This window comes from Sphingomonas sp. PP-CC-3A-396 (assembly GCF_004343105.1).
Lineage (GTDB): Bacteria > Pseudomonadota > Alphaproteobacteria > Sphingomonadales > Sphingomonadaceae > Sphingomonas.
In genome coordinates this window covers 77,461-91,386 of sequence record NZ_SLYF01000008.1, presented here as the reverse complement: position 1 = coordinate 91,386, position 13,926 = coordinate 77,461, and the positions used below count along the sequence as shown (strand labels likewise).

The 13,926-nt window shown below is 64.6% G+C and carries 14 protein-coding genes; 10 read left to right on the top strand and 4 right to left on the bottom strand.

Annotated elements, in window-relative coordinates:
* The first annotated feature begins 2 nt into the window (after positions 1 to 2).
* The 3 genes from C8J40_RS20405 to C8J40_RS15950 are packed head-to-tail and all read left to right on the top strand — an operon-like array spanning position 3 to position 2,591.
* Entirely contained in the window at positions 3 to 158 is a 156-nt protein-coding gene (locus C8J40_RS20405) for a hypothetical protein (RefSeq protein WP_165911482.1), read from the top strand.
* Positions 151 to 1,515, top strand: a complete 1,365-nt coding sequence (locus tag C8J40_RS15955) for a putative O-glycosylation ligase, exosortase A system-associated (protein WP_132897849.1) — start codon at positions 151 to 153, stop codon at positions 1,513 to 1,515. Before C8J40_RS20405 ends, C8J40_RS15955 begins: the two co-directional genes overlap by 8 nt.
* On the top strand, positions 1,512 to 2,591 hold the full coding sequence (locus C8J40_RS15950; protein WP_132897848.1) for an acyltransferase: 1,080 nt from the start codon (positions 1,512 to 1,514) through the stop codon (positions 2,589 to 2,591). Before C8J40_RS15955 ends, C8J40_RS15950 begins: the two co-directional genes overlap by 4 nt.
* 55 nt (positions 2,592 to 2,646) lie before the next feature.
* On the opposite strand, the gene C8J40_RS15945 is transcribed toward C8J40_RS15950, so the two are convergent.
* Complete coding sequence (locus tag C8J40_RS15945; RefSeq protein ID WP_132738698.1) at positions 2,647 to 3,210, bottom strand: type 1 glutamine amidotransferase domain-containing protein; 564 nt, start codon at positions 3,208 to 3,210, stop codon at positions 2,647 to 2,649.
* Between the two features lie 162 nt (positions 3,211 to 3,372).
* On the opposite strand from C8J40_RS15945, the gene C8J40_RS15940 reads away from it, so the two are divergent.
* The 5 genes from C8J40_RS15940 (at position 3,373) to C8J40_RS15920 (ending at position 8,322) form a co-directional block, all read left to right on the top strand.
* A complete protein-coding gene (locus tag C8J40_RS15940) occupies positions 3,373 to 4,341 on the top strand; it encodes a DNA topoisomerase IB (RefSeq protein ID WP_132897984.1) in 969 nt (322 codons plus the stop codon).
* A gap of 11 nt (positions 4,342 to 4,352) precedes the next feature.
* Positions 4,353 to 5,519 (top strand): mechanosensitive ion channel domain-containing protein, encoded by a 1,167-nt coding sequence (locus tag C8J40_RS15935; protein WP_132897847.1) that lies wholly within the window; start codon positions 4,353 to 4,355, stop codon positions 5,517 to 5,519.
* Between the two features lie 130 nt (positions 5,520 to 5,649).
* Complete coding sequence (locus C8J40_RS15930) at positions 5,650 to 6,108, top strand: MaoC family dehydratase (RefSeq protein ID WP_132738704.1); 459 nt, start codon at positions 5,650 to 5,652, stop codon at positions 6,106 to 6,108.
* Positions 6,109 to 6,247: 139 nt separating this feature from the next.
* Positions 6,248 to 7,426, top strand: coding sequence for an acetyl-CoA C-acyltransferase (locus C8J40_RS15925; protein ID WP_132897846.1), 1,179 nt, complete (start codon positions 6,248 to 6,250; stop codon positions 7,424 to 7,426).
* Positions 7,427 to 7,824: 398 nt separating this feature from the next.
* On the top strand, positions 7,825 to 8,322 hold the full coding sequence (locus tag C8J40_RS15920) for a pyridoxamine 5'-phosphate oxidase family protein (RefSeq protein ID WP_132738710.1): 498 nt from the start codon (positions 7,825 to 7,827) through the stop codon (positions 8,320 to 8,322).
* A gap of 149 nt (positions 8,323 to 8,471) precedes the next feature.
* Here the strand turns inward: C8J40_RS15920 and phaZ are convergent, their stop codons facing one another.
* The gene (gene phaZ / locus C8J40_RS15915) at positions 8,472 to 9,704 is read right to left on the bottom strand and encodes a polyhydroxyalkanoate depolymerase (protein ID WP_132897845.1); all 1,233 of its coding nucleotides are present in this window, start codon (positions 9,702 to 9,704) and stop codon (positions 8,472 to 8,474) included.
* A gap of 151 nt (positions 9,705 to 9,855) precedes the next feature.
* Here phaZ and C8J40_RS15910 point away from each other — a divergent pair, with 151 nt between their 5' ends.
* On the top strand, positions 9,856 to 11,631 hold the full coding sequence (locus C8J40_RS15910) for an ABC transporter transmembrane domain-containing protein (protein ID WP_132897844.1): 1,776 nt from the start codon (positions 9,856 to 9,858) through the stop codon (positions 11,629 to 11,631).
* Between the two features lie 233 nt (positions 11,632 to 11,864).
* Here C8J40_RS15910 and C8J40_RS15905 read toward each other — a convergent pair whose 3' ends face one another.
* Entirely contained in the window at positions 11,865 to 12,245 is a 381-nt protein-coding gene (locus tag C8J40_RS15905) for a TfoX/Sxy family protein (protein WP_243693434.1), read from the bottom strand.
* 66 nt (positions 12,246 to 12,311) lie between these two features.
* On the opposite strand from C8J40_RS15905, the gene C8J40_RS15900 reads away from it, so the two are divergent.
* A complete protein-coding gene (locus C8J40_RS15900) occupies positions 12,312 to 13,469 on the top strand; it encodes a saccharopine dehydrogenase NADP-binding domain-containing protein (RefSeq protein WP_132897843.1) in 1,158 nt (385 codons plus the stop codon).
* A gap of 159 nt (positions 13,470 to 13,628) precedes the next feature.
* Here the strand turns inward: C8J40_RS15900 and C8J40_RS15895 are convergent, their stop codons facing one another.
* Positions 13,629 to 13,925, bottom strand: coding sequence for a hypothetical protein (locus C8J40_RS15895; RefSeq protein ID WP_132897842.1), 297 nt, complete (start codon positions 13,923 to 13,925; stop codon positions 13,629 to 13,631).
* Position 13,926: the final 1 nt, after the last annotated feature.

Sequence of the window (13,926 nt, the reverse complement as noted above, 5' to 3'; positions counted from 1 at the left end):
CCATGATCGACAATCTCGCGCTCGGCCTCAGCCACGGGCTGATGATGCTCGCCGCGTTCCTCCTACTCAAGCGACCCGACCTCGATCGCGAGCCGAGCCCGCACGATGCGCCCGAGAAGAAACGCGCCCCCGTCGAGAAACCCCGCCGCGATGCGTGATCTCGCGTTCATCGCCTTTCTGCTCGCGTTCTTCGCGATGGGCTTCAAGCGGCCGTTCCTGCTCGTGCTTGTCTATGTCTATATCGACATCGTCTCGCCGCAGCGGCTGACCTATCTCCTGCTCAACTCGGTGCCGATTTCGCTGATCGCGGTCGCGCTGGCGGTCGGCGGCTGGATCCTCGCGGACGACAAGCGCGACACGCGGGTCGGCGGCCGGCAGGTGCTGATCGTGCTGCTGCTGCTCTATTGCTGGGGCACGACGATCGCCGCCGACTTCCCCGCCGAGGCCAAGGAGAAATGGGACTGGGTGTGGAAGGCGCTCGCCTTTGCCGCCTTCCTCCCCCTGACCTTGCGGACGCGCGTCCGGATCGAGGCGCTGCTGCTGTTCATGATCCTCGCCGCATCGTCGATCATCGTCGTCGGCGGCATCAAGACGATCGCGAGCGGCGGCGGCGGGTACGGTCAGCTCAACCTAATGGTCGACAATAATAGCGGGCTCTACGAAGGCAGCACGATCAGCGCGGTGGCGATCGCGATCATTCCGATCATCATCTGGTTCATGAGCCACGGGACGATCTTCAAACCCGACTGGCGTGTGAAAAGCTACTGCCTCGCGCTGGTCTTCGCGTGCCTGCTGATCCCGGTCGGCACTTCGACGCGCACCGGTTTGCTCTGCATCGGCTTGCTCGCGCTGCTGTCGATCCGCAACGTGAAGCGCAAGGTCGCGTATCTGGCGATGCTCGGCGTGCTGGGGGTGGCGGCGATCCCGTTCCTGCCGTCGACCTTTACCAGCCGGATGAACACCATCAAGACCTATGACGCCGACGAATCCGCCTCGACGCGGCTCGCAGTGTGGCAATGGACGATCGAATACGCGAAGGCGCATCCGTTCGGCGGCGGCTTCAACGCGTATCTAGGCAACCGCATCCGCTACGATCTGAAGACCGCACCCGGCACGACCGGGCCCGCCTCCGCCGCCCCAGCGACCCCCAAGGTCGAGGTCGACAAGGCCCGCGCCTATCATAGCGCGTATTTCGAGATGCTCGGCGAACAGGGCTATCCCGGTCTGGCCCTGTGGCTCGCGATCAACCTGATCGGCATCGTCCGCATGGAGATCGTGCGCCGCCGCTACCGCGATCCGGACGGTGAGTTTGCCTGGGCCGGACCGCTCGCCGCAGCACTCCAGAGCGGTCACATCGTCTACCTGCTCGGTGCGGCGTTCATCGCGATCGCGTTCCAGCCGTTCATCTACATGCTGATCGGCGCCCAGATCGGGCTCGACACGTATCTGTCGCGCAAGCGGAGCGAACAGTCGTTCCGGCCGATGCGCCGCAGTACCGCGCCATCTCCGGCGTGACGGATCGCGCTCCGGTCTACGAACTCCGCGCGCTGACCGGCGTGCGGGGGATCGCAGCGTGGTTCGTCGTGTTCTACCACATCCGCCTGTCGATCGCGGGTTTGCCGACGGGCGTGCGCGACGTCTTCGCCAAGGGCTATCTCGCGGTTGATTTCTTCTTCCTGCTGTCCGGGTTCGTGATCTGGCTGACATGGTCCGGCCGTATCCGTACCGGCGGCATGACGAGCATCCCCCGCTTCCTGCAAAAACGCATCGCCCGAATCTGGCCGCTGCATCTTGTGACGCTCGGGGGCGCAATCGCTTTGGCACTCGTGTTGCGCGCAACCGGCCGCAGCGATCCGCAATTCGTGTTCCCCGAACTGCCGCTGCACATCCTGCTGCTGCAGAACTGGGGCTTCACCCGGCATCTCGCCTGGAACGACCCCGCCTGGTCGATCAGCGCGGAGCTGGGGGCGTATCTGCTGTTCCCGGTGCTGGTGATAGCGGTCGACTGGCGACGTCTGCCAAGCCTCGCGCTGCTGTCGATCGCGATCGCGCTGCTGATCGGCCTGCATCTAGCGATGGGCGCCCCCACGCTGGGCACCGACATTCCGCGCTATGGCCTGCTGCGCTGTCTCATCGAGTTCACCACCGGCAGTATCGTCTGCGCATTATGGCTGCGGTGGAGGGGTACGCGGGCGCCGTTATACGGCGCGGTAGCAATCTTGGTGCTGGTCGCGCTGTGGCGGATCGGCGCACCGGAAACGCTGGTCGTCCCTGCGCTCTTCGCCGTCGCGCTCCTGCTGCTCGCACTGACGGCGGGGCGGGATCACAATCCGTTCGAGACGGTCTTGGTCCATTATCTCGGCGAGATCAGCTACGCGACCTATCTCAGCCACTTCATCCTGTGGAAAGCGTTCAAGCTCGCCTTCGTCAGCGACGCGACCGCCGTGTCGCCCGCGAAGATAGCGCTGTACCTCGCGATGGTCCTGCTGGCCTCGATAGCGCTCTATCACCTGATAGAACGCCCCGCCCAACGGTGGCTCAACGGGCTCCCCTCCCGCTTGCGGGAGGGTTCGGGGGAGGGCCGGCCGTAAAGGTCAGCGCCCGTTCCCCTCCCCTAGCCCCTCCCGCAAGCGGGAGGGGAACAGATCAGTCGACCGGCTCGTCGGCCAGTTCTTCCTCGAGCGCGGCGATGATCGCCTTGTTGAACGCGGGGATGTCATCCGGCTTGCGGCTGGTGATCAAATTGCCGTCGACCACGACCTCCTCGTCCACCACATCCGCGCCCGCATTCTCCAGGTCCGTCCGGATCGACGGGAAGCTCGTCACGCGACGACCGTCTATCACGTCGGCCTCGGCCAGCAACCACGGCGCATGGCAGATCGCGGCGATGATCTTGCCGTCCTCCATGAACTCGGTGATGATCTCGATCGCGCGCTCTTCCTGGCGCATCGTGTCCGGATTGGCGACGCCGCCCGGCAGCACCAGCGCGTCGTAATCGTCGGTATCGACCTCATCGAGCGTCAGGTCGGGCGTTGCGGTCTCGGCCTTGTTGATGTCGCCCTTCATGCCCTGGATCGGGTCGGTCTTGATCGACGCGAGCGTAACCTTCGCGCCCGCGGCCTCCAGCGCTTTGCGCGGTTCGAACAGTTCGACGGTCTCGAAACCATCGGCAGCGAGCATCAATACGCGAGCTTGGGAAAGATCGGTCATGTCATGTCTCCAGTGAAATCCCGTGCCCCCTCAACCCCGCGCCAAGCGGGTCGTTCCGGAACGATGCGTCCTCCCGAACATTTCCAGACGAGAAGGACCCCCGCATTGCCCATCAAGATCGTGTATTCCGATGACTCCAAGCCCGGCATCACCCGCAAGAAGATGCGGAACGGCTGGGGCTATTGGGATGCCAAGGGCGAGCGCATCACCGACCGCGACGAGATCGACCGACTGAACGCGATCGCCCTGCCCCCCGCCTATCGCGACGCTTGGTTCTGCCCAAAGCCGAACGGTCATATCCAAGCGGTTGGCTGGGACGAGAAGGGGCGAAAACAATACCGCTATCACCTCGGCTTCCGCGAAGCGCAGGAGGCCGCCAAGTATGAGCGTTGCGCCGATTTCGGCCACGCCCTCCCCAAGATCCGCAAGGCGGTCGAGGCGGACCTGCGCAAACGCTCGCTGACCCGCGAACGCGCCGTCGCGGCGGTCATCCGCCTGCTCGACGGCGGCCACATCCGCATCGGCAACGAGGCGTATGCCGAAGCGAACGAGAGCTTCGGCGCGACCACGTTGCGCAAGCGCCACGGTGAGGTGAAGGGCTCGACGCTCAAGCTCCAGTACAAGGGCAAATCGGGGAAGCTGCGGACGCTCAAGATCACCGACCGATCGCTCAGCAGCTTCGTCAAGAAATGCCAGGACCTCGACGAACAGCATCTGTTCGCATGGCTCGACGACGCGGGCGTCGCGCATCCGGTCACCTCGACCGACGTCAACTGCTACATCCGCGACGTCACCGGCACCGACTTCACCGCCAAGAACTTCCGCACCTGGGCCGCCAGCGTCGCCGCGTTCGAGGCGCTCGCATCAGCCGAGCGTGACCTCAGCCTGAAGGCGATGCTCGAACCCGTCGTCGCCCGGCTCGGCAACACGCACGCGATCGCGCGAAAGAGTTATGTCCACCCGTCGTTGATCGCGCTCGTGAAGACCGGTCAGTCGACCTTCCGCAAGGCACTCCGCCTCCCTCGCGCCAAGCGCCATCTCAGCCGGGAGGAATGCGGCCTGATCGCGTTCCTCGAGGCTGGCACGCCCGCGACCGCCACTATCGCATCCCCACGCGACAAAGCGGCCTGACGAGTATTTCCATGTCCAATTCCACTGCCGCCGCCAAACAGCCGATCTTCGACGCGAGCGATGTTGGCGATCACGCCCAGGGCTTCGTCACCGCCAGCTTCGCCTGGATCCAGGCCTATTGGCTCCAGATCCTGATCGCGTTCGGGATCGGTGCGGTCATCGTCATCGTCCTCCACACCGCGCGCCGGTTCGGCAGCAAGCTCTGCGAACGGCCGCGCGCGCTCAACGGTTGGGGCATCGTCGTCGGCAAGGCGATCGCGCGCACCGGCAACTTTTTCATCGTCATGCTCGCGGCGAAACTGGTGTCGGGCTATTCCGCCGCGCCCGGCGAGGTATCGAAGACGATCGACTTCCTCTTCACCGTTGCCGCAGTGTTCCAGGCCGCCGTCTGGGTGCGCGAGATCATCCTCGGCGCGATCGAGCACCGCACGCAGTCCGAACATTATTCGGGCGAAGCGCTGCTTTCGGCGATGGGACTGATCCGCCTGCTTGTCACGTTCGTGGTGTTCGCGGTCGCGCTGGTGGTGGTGCTCGATAACCTCGGCGTGAACGTCACCGGCCTCGTCGCGGGTTTGGGCGTCGGCGGCATCGCGATCGGCTTGGCGGCACAGGGCATCTTCGCCGACCTGTTCGCAGCCCTCGCGATCATCTTCGACCGGCCGTTCCGCCGCGGCGACTCGATCAGCTACGACACCGCCTCGGGCAGCGTCGAGGCGATCGGCCTCAAATCGACCCGCATCCGCGGCATCGACGGCGAGGAGCGCGTGATCTCCAACAAGAACCTCCTCAACAAGGAGATCCTCAACAACACACAACGCAACCACCGTCGCGCGAAATTCCTCATCGGCGTCACCTATTCGACGCCCCCCGAAGTCTGCTCGCGCATCCCCGCGATGCTGAAGGAAATCGTCGAAGCCAACGACAAGATCTTCACCCGCGCCGGCTTCACGGGCTTCGGCGCATCGAGCCTCGACTTCGAGGTCCAGTTCGACAGCAAGGGGCCCGATTATGCGAGCTTCTATGACGGCCGGACGGCGGTCGGCATCGCGATCCTGAAGCGCTTCAACGACGAAAAGATTGAGATCGCCTTCCCCACCCAGGTCAACATGATGGCCGCACCGGATGGCTCGGTGGTCATGCCGTATCCCGAAGGTAGGCCAACGCGCGCTGAACTTTAGAATATCGGGTTCGCACCCGCGCCTTAGCAGATACGGGTTTTTCCACTTTTAGGTTGGTCGAGGCTTGCGGGAGGCTTGCTGACACGTTTAGAGACGCGCTAGCGTTCAGCGCCAACCAGAGAGGAACCCCGTGGCAACGATCACCACCGCCCAGATGCAGGCCCGTATCGGCACGGAAACCGTCTCCGACTGGGTCGAGGTGACGCAGGCCATGATCGACAAGTTCGCCGACGCGACCGGCGACCACCAGTTCATCCACATCGATCCGGTCCGCGCGGCGGAAACCCCGTTCGGCGGCACGATCGCGCACGGCTTCCTGACGCTGTCGCTCATGCCGCTGCTTTCGTCGAAGGTGCCCGATGCGCCGACCATCGAGGGTGCCAAGATGGGCGTCAATTACGGCGGCAACTCGGTTCGCTTCCTGACCCCCGTCCGCTCCGGCTCGAAAGTCCGCGGCCGTTTCAAGCTGCTCTCGTTCGACGAAAAGCGTCCTGGCCAGTGGCAACAGACCAACGCCTTCTCCGTCGAGATCGAAGGCCAGGAAAAGCCCGCCCTGATCGCCGAATGGATCAGCCAGGTCTTCGTCTAAACACCAGCAACCAGACCCCATCAACCAAAGTCGTCATACCAGCGCACGCTGGTATCTCCCGGTTGGAGCCACGTCGCTCACCAACTGGAAGACCCCAACTTTCGCTGGGGTGACGGGCAAAATCCTTAGGAGCCACTTCATGCGTTCAGCCGTCATCGTCTCCACCGCCCGCACGCCCATCGGCCGCGCCTATCGCGGCGGCTTCAACAACACCCCCGCCCCCACTTTGGCGGCGCATTCGATCAAGGCCGCGGTCGAGCGCGCCGGCATCGACGGCGCCGAAGTCGACGACGTCGTCTTCGGCTGCGCGCTCCAGCAGGGTCATCAGGCCGGCAACATCGCCCGCACCTCGCTGCTCCGCGCCGGGCTGCCGGTGACCGTCTCGGGCATGTCGGTCGACCGCCAGTGCGCGTCGGGCCTGATGGCGATCGCCACCGCCGCCAAGCAGATCATCACCGACAATATGGACATCACGATCGGCGGCGGTGTCGAGAGCATCAGCCTCGTCCAGACCCCGCAGATGCGCGTCGCCCCCGATCCCCAGCTGATCGCGATGCACAAGGACGTCTACATGCCGATGCTCCAGACCGCCGAAGTCGTCGCCAAGCGCTACGGGATCAGCCGCGACGCAATGGATGCCTACGCGCTCCAGTCGCAGCAACGCACCGCCGCCGCGCAGGCCGCGGGCTATTTCGACGCGGAGATCATCCCCGTCGACGCCAACACGGCGATCGTCGACAAGGCGACCAAGGAAGTCACGTACAAGGACGTGACGATCACCAAGGACGAGGGCAACCGCGCCGACACCACGCTGGAAGGGCTCCAATCGCTCAAGCCCGTGATGGGCCCCGACTTCACGATCACCGCCGGCAACGCATCACAGCTGTCGGATGGCTCGTCGTCGTCGGTACTGATGGAGGAAAAGATCGCTTCGCAGCGCGGTCTCCAGCCACTCGGCCGCTATGTCGGCATGGCAGTCGGTGGCACCGAGCCCGACGAGATGGGTATCGGGCCTGTGGTGGCGATCCCCACGCTGCTCAAGCGCTTCGGCCTGAAGATGGACGATATCGGCCTGTGGGAACTGAACGAGGCGTTCGCGGTGCAGGTGCTGTACTGCCGCGACCATCTCGGCATCCCCGACGAGCTGCTCAACGTCAGCGGTGGCGCGATCTCGATCGGTCACCCCTACGGCATGACCGGCGCCCGCGCGACCGGCCACGCGCTGATCGAGGGCAAGCGTCGCGGCGCAAAGTATGTCGTGGTCACGATGTGCGTCGGCGGCGGCATGGGCGCGGCGGGCTTGTTTGAGGTGCTGTGAACTTGAAAGATATCCGCTGAAGGGATATTTAGTCTTTGGCGAAGGACATTCTCGCCTTTCTGTGTGAGCCCCGGTCGTGCTAGCGGCTGGGGCTCAATACGTTTGGGACCCGACTGCTAGATCGAGCCCCACCCGTGTGCTTATCCTCTACGTGCCACTTCGATGATCTTCACGACCAAGGTCGCGAAGGCAAAGAGCACGCCTAGTATCAGACACAGATCGACAAGAGACATTCTCGATCCTTTCGTGTTCGGCAGCAGAACTGCTGCCGTCGTCACCTTGGCGCTTCGCACGCGCTTTCTCCAAGCGGCATCACGTGTGTCGACTCGACCGGTCCGCGCAACCATCCCCCGCCCCACCCGTTCTCACAGGCAATCCAAGCCACTAGGAGAATGACGATGGCCGACAAGGATACCCCGCAGGAAGTCGCAGCGAAGTTCATCGACAAGCTGAAGGCGAGCCCGTTCGTGATGATCGGCCTGCACGACGGCCAGCATTCGGGGAGCCAGCATTCCGAGCCGATGACCGCACAGATCGACGACGATCAGCCCAACACGCTGTTCTTCTTCGCCGGCCGCGATAACCGCATCGCCAAGGGCGGCGCGGCGATGGCGCAGTTCGTCGGCAAGGGTCATGATTTCTTCGCGTGCATGTCGGGCGACGTCTCGACGTCGAACGACCGCACGCAGATCGACAAGCTCTGGAACAACCAGGTCGAGGCATGGTTTCCGGGTGGCAAGGAAGACCCGAACCTGACGCTGTTGCGCTTTGACATCGACAGCGCCGAGCTGTGGGAAACCGACATCTCGATCGGCGGGCGTCTCAAGATGCTGTTCGGCGGTACGATCCAGTCGGACGAGTCGAGCAGTCACGCAGTGGTCAACTCGATCGCATAAGACCACCGGGGAGGGGGCGAGAAACTACCGCCCCCTCCCCCTCCGTCATCCCAGCGAAAGCTGGGATTTCCCGGTTCGAGCGTTGACGTCAACCAAGAGGGAGACCCCAGCTTTCGCTGGGGTGACGGGCTAGATTTGGCTACAGAACCCTACCCATTCGCGGTAATGAACTCTTCAACCACCGGCGCGATCTTATCCCGCCAACGCGAGCCGTTGAAGATCCCGTAATGACCAGCACCCTCCGCCATCAGATAGCGCTTCTTCTCGTCAGGTAGCGCGGTCGCCAGCGTCAGCGCAGCCTTCGTCTGCCCCAACCCCGAGATATCATCACGCTCCCCCTCGACCGCGAGGAGCCCGATGTCCGTGATCGTCGCCGGATCGACCAGCCGCCCGCGATGAGTCATGATTCCCCGCGGCAGCGCGTGGTTCTGGAACACGACATCGATCGTCTGGAGGTAGAATTCCGCAGTCATGTCGCAGACCGAGCGGTATTCCTCGTAGAAATCCTGGCTCTGCGACGCGCTCGCACCATCGCCCTGGACGAGATGCTTATACATCTCCCAATGCGAGACCATGTGGTTGCCAAGGTTCATCGACATGAACCCGGCGAGTTGCAGGAACCCCGGATACACCTTCCGACCCGCACCCGGATAATTGCCCGGCACCGTCGCAATCACGTTCTGCTCGAACCACACATGCGGCCGCTCAGTCGCCAGCGTGTTGACCGCAGTCGGCGCCTCGCGCGTATCCACCGGACCGCCCATCATCGTCAGCGTCTTGGGGCGGCACGGATTCTTGTCCGCGCTCATGAGGGCCGCGGCGGCATAACACGGCACTGAAGGCTGGCAGACCGCGAGCATGTGCGTACCGCCCTGCCCTTCGTTCGAGCCAATCTGCTCGAGGAACGCGATCAGATAATCGATATAGTCGTCGAGATCGAACCGGCCCGCCGACACCGGCACGCTGCGCGCATCACGCCAGTCGGTGATGTAGACGTCCGCGAACGGCAGCATCCGCTCGACCGTGCCGCGCAGCAACGTCGCGTAATGCCCCGACATCGGTGCCACGATCAGCAGCTTCGGACCGCCCTCGACACCCTCCCGCACGAAACGCTTCAGCTGCCCGAAATCCTTCCGCAGCACGATCTCCTCGCGGACCGCGACCTCGCGGCCGTCGATCGTCGTCGAGTCGAGCCCGAAGGCAGGCTTTCCGCGAGTCGCATTCGCGTGTGCGAACACCTCCAACGCCGATCCGATGACTGCACCACCGCCCAAATAGGAGAACGGGTTTGCCGGATGACTGAGCATTTCCGCACCGAAACTCGCCATTTTGCTGGCGCCCGACAACATCGATCGCTGGAATTCGTAAGCATCGTAGAGCATGCGGTATCCTTTGCCCTAATATGGGCTGCCGAAGTGGTAACGCAAATCCGCTGCGGCGCAATGCGGCATTCCAAGGACGACCCCGGCGGATCTCACGCCCGATCGCCCGGTTGTCGTTGAGCGCCACCCCCGCCACTGCTAGGTCCCGCGCATGGCCAAGCCGATACCCGAAGAAAAGACGTCCCGCCGGATCGGCGATCTCGCGATGGTGTGGCGTCACGCCGCGAATTATCCACGCCAGATCGCCTTCGCCGGGCTCGCATTGCTGACGACGTCCGCGGCGACGATCGGCATCCCGTACGGGTTCAAGCGCGTGATCGATCGCGGCTTTGGTCCCGGTGAAGGCGGATCGGTCGCCAACTCGTTCCACTATCTGCTGATGATCGTCGTCGTGCTCGCACTCGCGACCGCGGTGCGCTTCTATTACGTCTCGTGGCTCGGCGAGCGCGTCGTCGCGGACATCCGCACCAATGTGCAACGCCACCTCCTCCGCCTGACGCCGCGCTTCTTCGAGGAGAACCGCCCATCCGAGATCGCCTCGCGGCTGACCTCGGATACCGCGCTGATCGAACAGGTGGTCGGCAGCACCGTGTCGATCGCGCTGCGCAACACCTTCACCGGGATCGGCGGGCTGATCTACCTTTTCGCTATCTCGCCCAAGCTTGCGGGCATGCTGATGATCGGCATCCCGCTGATCATCCTGCCGATCGCGCTGCTCGGCAAGCGCGTGCGCAACTACTCGCGCACGTCGCAAGACCGCGTCGCCGATGTCGGTTCGATCGCAACCGAGACACTCGGCGCGATGAAGGTCGTGCAGGCATTCGGGCAGGAAGACCGCGAGGCGATACGCTTCTCGGATGCCGTAAGTGCGACCTTCGCAGCCGCCCGCGCGCGGATCATGCTGCGCGCGGTAATGACCGCGATCGTCATCGGGCTCGTGTTCGGGTCGATCACTTTGGTGCTGTGGGAAGGCGCGATCGACGTTGCTGCGGGCCGCATCAGCGGTGGCGCGATCGCTGCGTTCGTCCTGACCGGCGGGATCGTCGCCGGCGCATTCGGCGCGCTCACCGAAGTCTATGGCGACCTGTTGCGCGGCGCCGGTGCGGCCGGACGCCTGTCCGAGTTGCTTCGCGAAAAGCCCGAGATCGCCGCGCCCACCAACCCGGTCGCCCTGCCCCAGCCGCCACGCGGCGCGCTCGCGTTCGAGGGGGTGCAGTTCCACTACCCGACGCGGCGCGACGTCGCGGCGCTCAACGGCTTTTCGCTCGACGTGAAGCCCGGCGAGACGGTCGCTGTCGTCGGCCCGTCCGGCGCGGGCAAGACGACGCTGTTCCAGCTGGTCCAGCGCTTCTACGACCCCGACGCCGGGCGCGTGACGCTCGACGGGATCGACCTGCGCGACGCCGACCCGGCGGAGGTCCGCGCGCGGATCGCGATGGTCCCGCAGGAGACGATTATCTTCGGCGCGTCAGCCCGCGACAACCTGCGTTACGGCGACTGGTCCGCAACCGACGACCAGCTCTGGGCCGCCGCCGAAGCCGCAAACGCCGCCGAGTTTCTGCGCAAACTGCCCGAGGGCCTCGACACGTTCCTCGGCGAAGGCGGCGCGCGGCTGTCGGGCGGCCAGCGCCAGCGCGTGACGATCGCCCGCGCGCTGCTCCGCGATGCGCCGATCCTGCTGCTCGACGAGGCGACCAGTGCGCTGGATGCCGAGAGCGAGCGACTAGTCCAGGAGGCGCTCGAGCGACTGATGGCGAACCGCACCACGCTCGTCATCGCGCACCGCCTCGCCACGGTGCGCGCGGCCGAGCGGATCATCGTGATGAACGACGGGCAGATCGTCGAGGAAGGCTCGCACGGGTCGCTGATGACCAACAGCGGGCTGTATGCGCGGCTGGCGAGTTTGCAGTTCAACGACGCGGCGTAGGGGCGATACAGGTTCAGCGACTTGATCAGACGCTACGGTAAAACCGTTCCGTCACCGACATCGTTCGAACGACATTCCGCTCTTCCTTGTTCTCCCGCGAAGGCGGGAGCCCAGTCTGGATCCCCGCCTTCGCGGGGAAACAAATCTTAGTTGCTCGAAGGGGATAGCCGCCTGAACAGTTCGGTGACTGAGCTACCGGGCTGTCATCCTGCAACCGCTGACCATTGATCCCCCTAAACTTTCGTTGCCTTCGCCTTCTTCGGCTTCGGCACAGGCAATTCCGCGGTCGAGATACGAACGAGGTCCGCTAGCCATTCAGCGTCGTCCCAGCGATCCGCGTCGACCAGCAGGCACGGCTTCGCGCCCGGATAGGGCGGCGCTTCGTCGATCGCCCCCGCAAACGCGCGTCCGCCTGCGGTCGGCTTCACGAACAGCTGGTCGTCGCAGATCAGGCCGACCATTTTGCCATCGCAATATAGCCCATATTCGCCGAACATCGGCTTTGCGGAGACCTCCCCCGCCGCTGCGAGCTGGTCGACGATGAATGCGACGGTTTTGCGATCGGATGCCATCTGCCGATGCTGGCAGATCGGCGCGCCGATGGCGAGGCGCATCGACGACGGTGTTTAGCTTGCGACGCCACGCCCACGCGCGCAAACTCGGCGAAACAGGAGATGGACATGCGCGACTTCGACATCATCGTGTACGGCGCGACCGGGTTCACCGGGCGGCTGGTGGCCGAATATCTCGTCCAGACCTACCCGACCGGCGTCCGCTGGGCGATGGCAGGCCGCTCGCTGGCGAAGCTCCAGCAAGTCCGCGACCTGATCGGTGCGCCCGCCGATACAGCGCTCATCACCGCCGACTCGGACGATTCCGCGAGCCTTCGCGCGATGGCGGAGCGCGGCACTGTCGTCATCTCGACGGTCGGACCGTACCAGCTGTACGGCTCGGACCTCGTCGCCGCCTGCGCCGCGACCGGCACCGGCTATGTCGACCTCTGCGGAGAGCCGGCCTGGATGCGCCACATGATCGACGCGCATGAGGGCGAAGCCGCGCGAACCGGCGCGCGGATCGTGTTCTCGTGCGGGTTCGACTCCATCCCGTTCGATCTCGGCGTGCTGACGTTGCAGGACGCCGCGAAGGCGAAATACGGCATCCCCGCACCCCGTGTGAAAGGTCGCGTGCGGAAAATGCAGGGGACGTTCTCGGGCGGCACCGCGGCGAGCCTAAAGGCGACGCTCGCCGCCGCCGCGCGCGATCCCGGCATCGTCAAGTTGCTCACGAGCCCGTTCGCGCTCACCCCCGGCTTCAGCGGCCCGCACCAGCCAACCGGGCTGATCCCCGAATACGACACGACCATTTCCGCGTGGGTAGCACCCTTCGTGATGGCGCCGATCAACACCAAGAACGTCCACCGCACCAACTTCCTGCTCGGCGAGGCCTATGGCGCGGACTTCGTCTATGACGAGATGATGGTCGCGGGACTGGGCGATCTCGGCAAGGTCGCGGCGGAGGCGATCGCAAAGTTCAATCCGTTCTCGAGCGACAAGGGGCCGAAGCCCGGCGAAGGGCCATCGAAGGAAGAGCGCGACGCCGGGCATTACGACCTGCTGTTCGTCGGTATCATGCCCGATGGGGAGCGGATCGATACGGTCGTCACGGGGGATCGCGACCCGGGGTATGGCTCGACCAGCAAGATGATCGCGGAGGCCGCGCTGTGCCTCGTGCAGGACGTGCAGGGCGATGGCGGGATCTGGACGCCGGGCGCGTTGATGGGGGCAAAACTGCGCGATCGGCTGGTCGCTAAGGCGGGTCTGAGCTTCACGGTCGGATGAGAGGCCGGGATCTTGGTCCAGCGAAAATACCCGCCTGCTTGTTCTCGCGCGAAGACGGGAGCCCAGTCTGGGTCCCCGCCTTCGCGGGGAAACACTCTTTTGATTGCGCGTGATCGTCGGGCGCTGCCCGTATCGGACTATCGGCTTAAATTGCCGGCCTTACTCGGCCAGCGCGAACACCGTCGCTGCGGCGGCTGCGCTGGCAACGACTCCCGACGTCGCAGCAATCGCCGCAGCCCGGCGGCGCACTGCGCCGCGAAACGCGCCGAGCCTGCCTGCATCGAGATGATAGCGGCCCGCGCCGTCGTCGACGATCGCGCCATAGCCGCACAATCGCCGAAACGTCCCGGCGTCTTCAGCCTCATAGGCGATCGCACGGTCCGCCACGGTCGCCTCCGCCGCGACGAAATCGTTGACGATCCGTCGCCGCGATCGGCCTAGACCCAATCCGAACATG

What these genes read in the sequence shown, in the direction of transcription:
- C8J40_RS20405 (WP_165911482.1), top strand. Translation starts at nt 3, where the DNA reads ATGATCGACAATCTCGCGCTCGGCCTCAGCCACGGGCTGATGATGCTC.
- C8J40_RS15955 (WP_132897849.1), top strand. Translation starts at nt 151, where the DNA reads ATGCGTGATCTCGCGTTCATCGCCTTTCTGCTCGCGTTCTTCGCGATG.
- C8J40_RS15945 (WP_132738698.1), bottom strand. Translation starts at nt 3,210, where the DNA reads ATGACCGATCTTTCCCAAGCTCGCGTATTGATGCTCGCTGCCGATGGT.
- C8J40_RS15940 (WP_132897984.1), top strand. Translation starts at nt 3,373, where the DNA reads ATGCGGAACGGCTGGGGCTATTGGGATGCCAAGGGCGAGCGCATCACC.
- C8J40_RS15935 (WP_132897847.1), top strand. Translation starts at nt 4,353, where the DNA reads ATGTCCAATTCCACTGCCGCCGCCAAACAGCCGATCTTCGACGCGAGC.
- C8J40_RS15925 (WP_132897846.1), top strand. Translation starts at nt 6,248, where the DNA reads ATGCGTTCAGCCGTCATCGTCTCCACCGCCCGCACGCCCATCGGCCGC.
- C8J40_RS15920 (WP_132738710.1), top strand. Translation starts at nt 7,825, where the DNA reads ATGGCCGACAAGGATACCCCGCAGGAAGTCGCAGCGAAGTTCATCGAC.
- phaZ (WP_132897845.1), bottom strand. Translation starts at nt 9,704, where the DNA reads ATGCTCTACGATGCTTACGAATTCCAGCGATCGATGTTGTCGGGCGCC.
- C8J40_RS15910 (WP_132897844.1), top strand. Translation starts at nt 9,856, where the DNA reads ATGGCCAAGCCGATACCCGAAGAAAAGACGTCCCGCCGGATCGGCGAT.
- C8J40_RS15905 (WP_243693434.1), bottom strand. Translation starts at nt 12,245, where the DNA reads ATGCGCCTCGCCATCGGCGCGCCGATCTGCCAGCATCGGCAGATGGCA.
- C8J40_RS15900 (WP_132897843.1), top strand. Translation starts at nt 12,312, where the DNA reads ATGCGCGACTTCGACATCATCGTGTACGGCGCGACCGGGTTCACCGGG.
- C8J40_RS15895 (WP_132897842.1), bottom strand. Translation starts at nt 13,925, where the DNA reads ATGTTCGGATTGGGTCTAGGCCGATCGCGGCGACGGATCGTCAACGAT.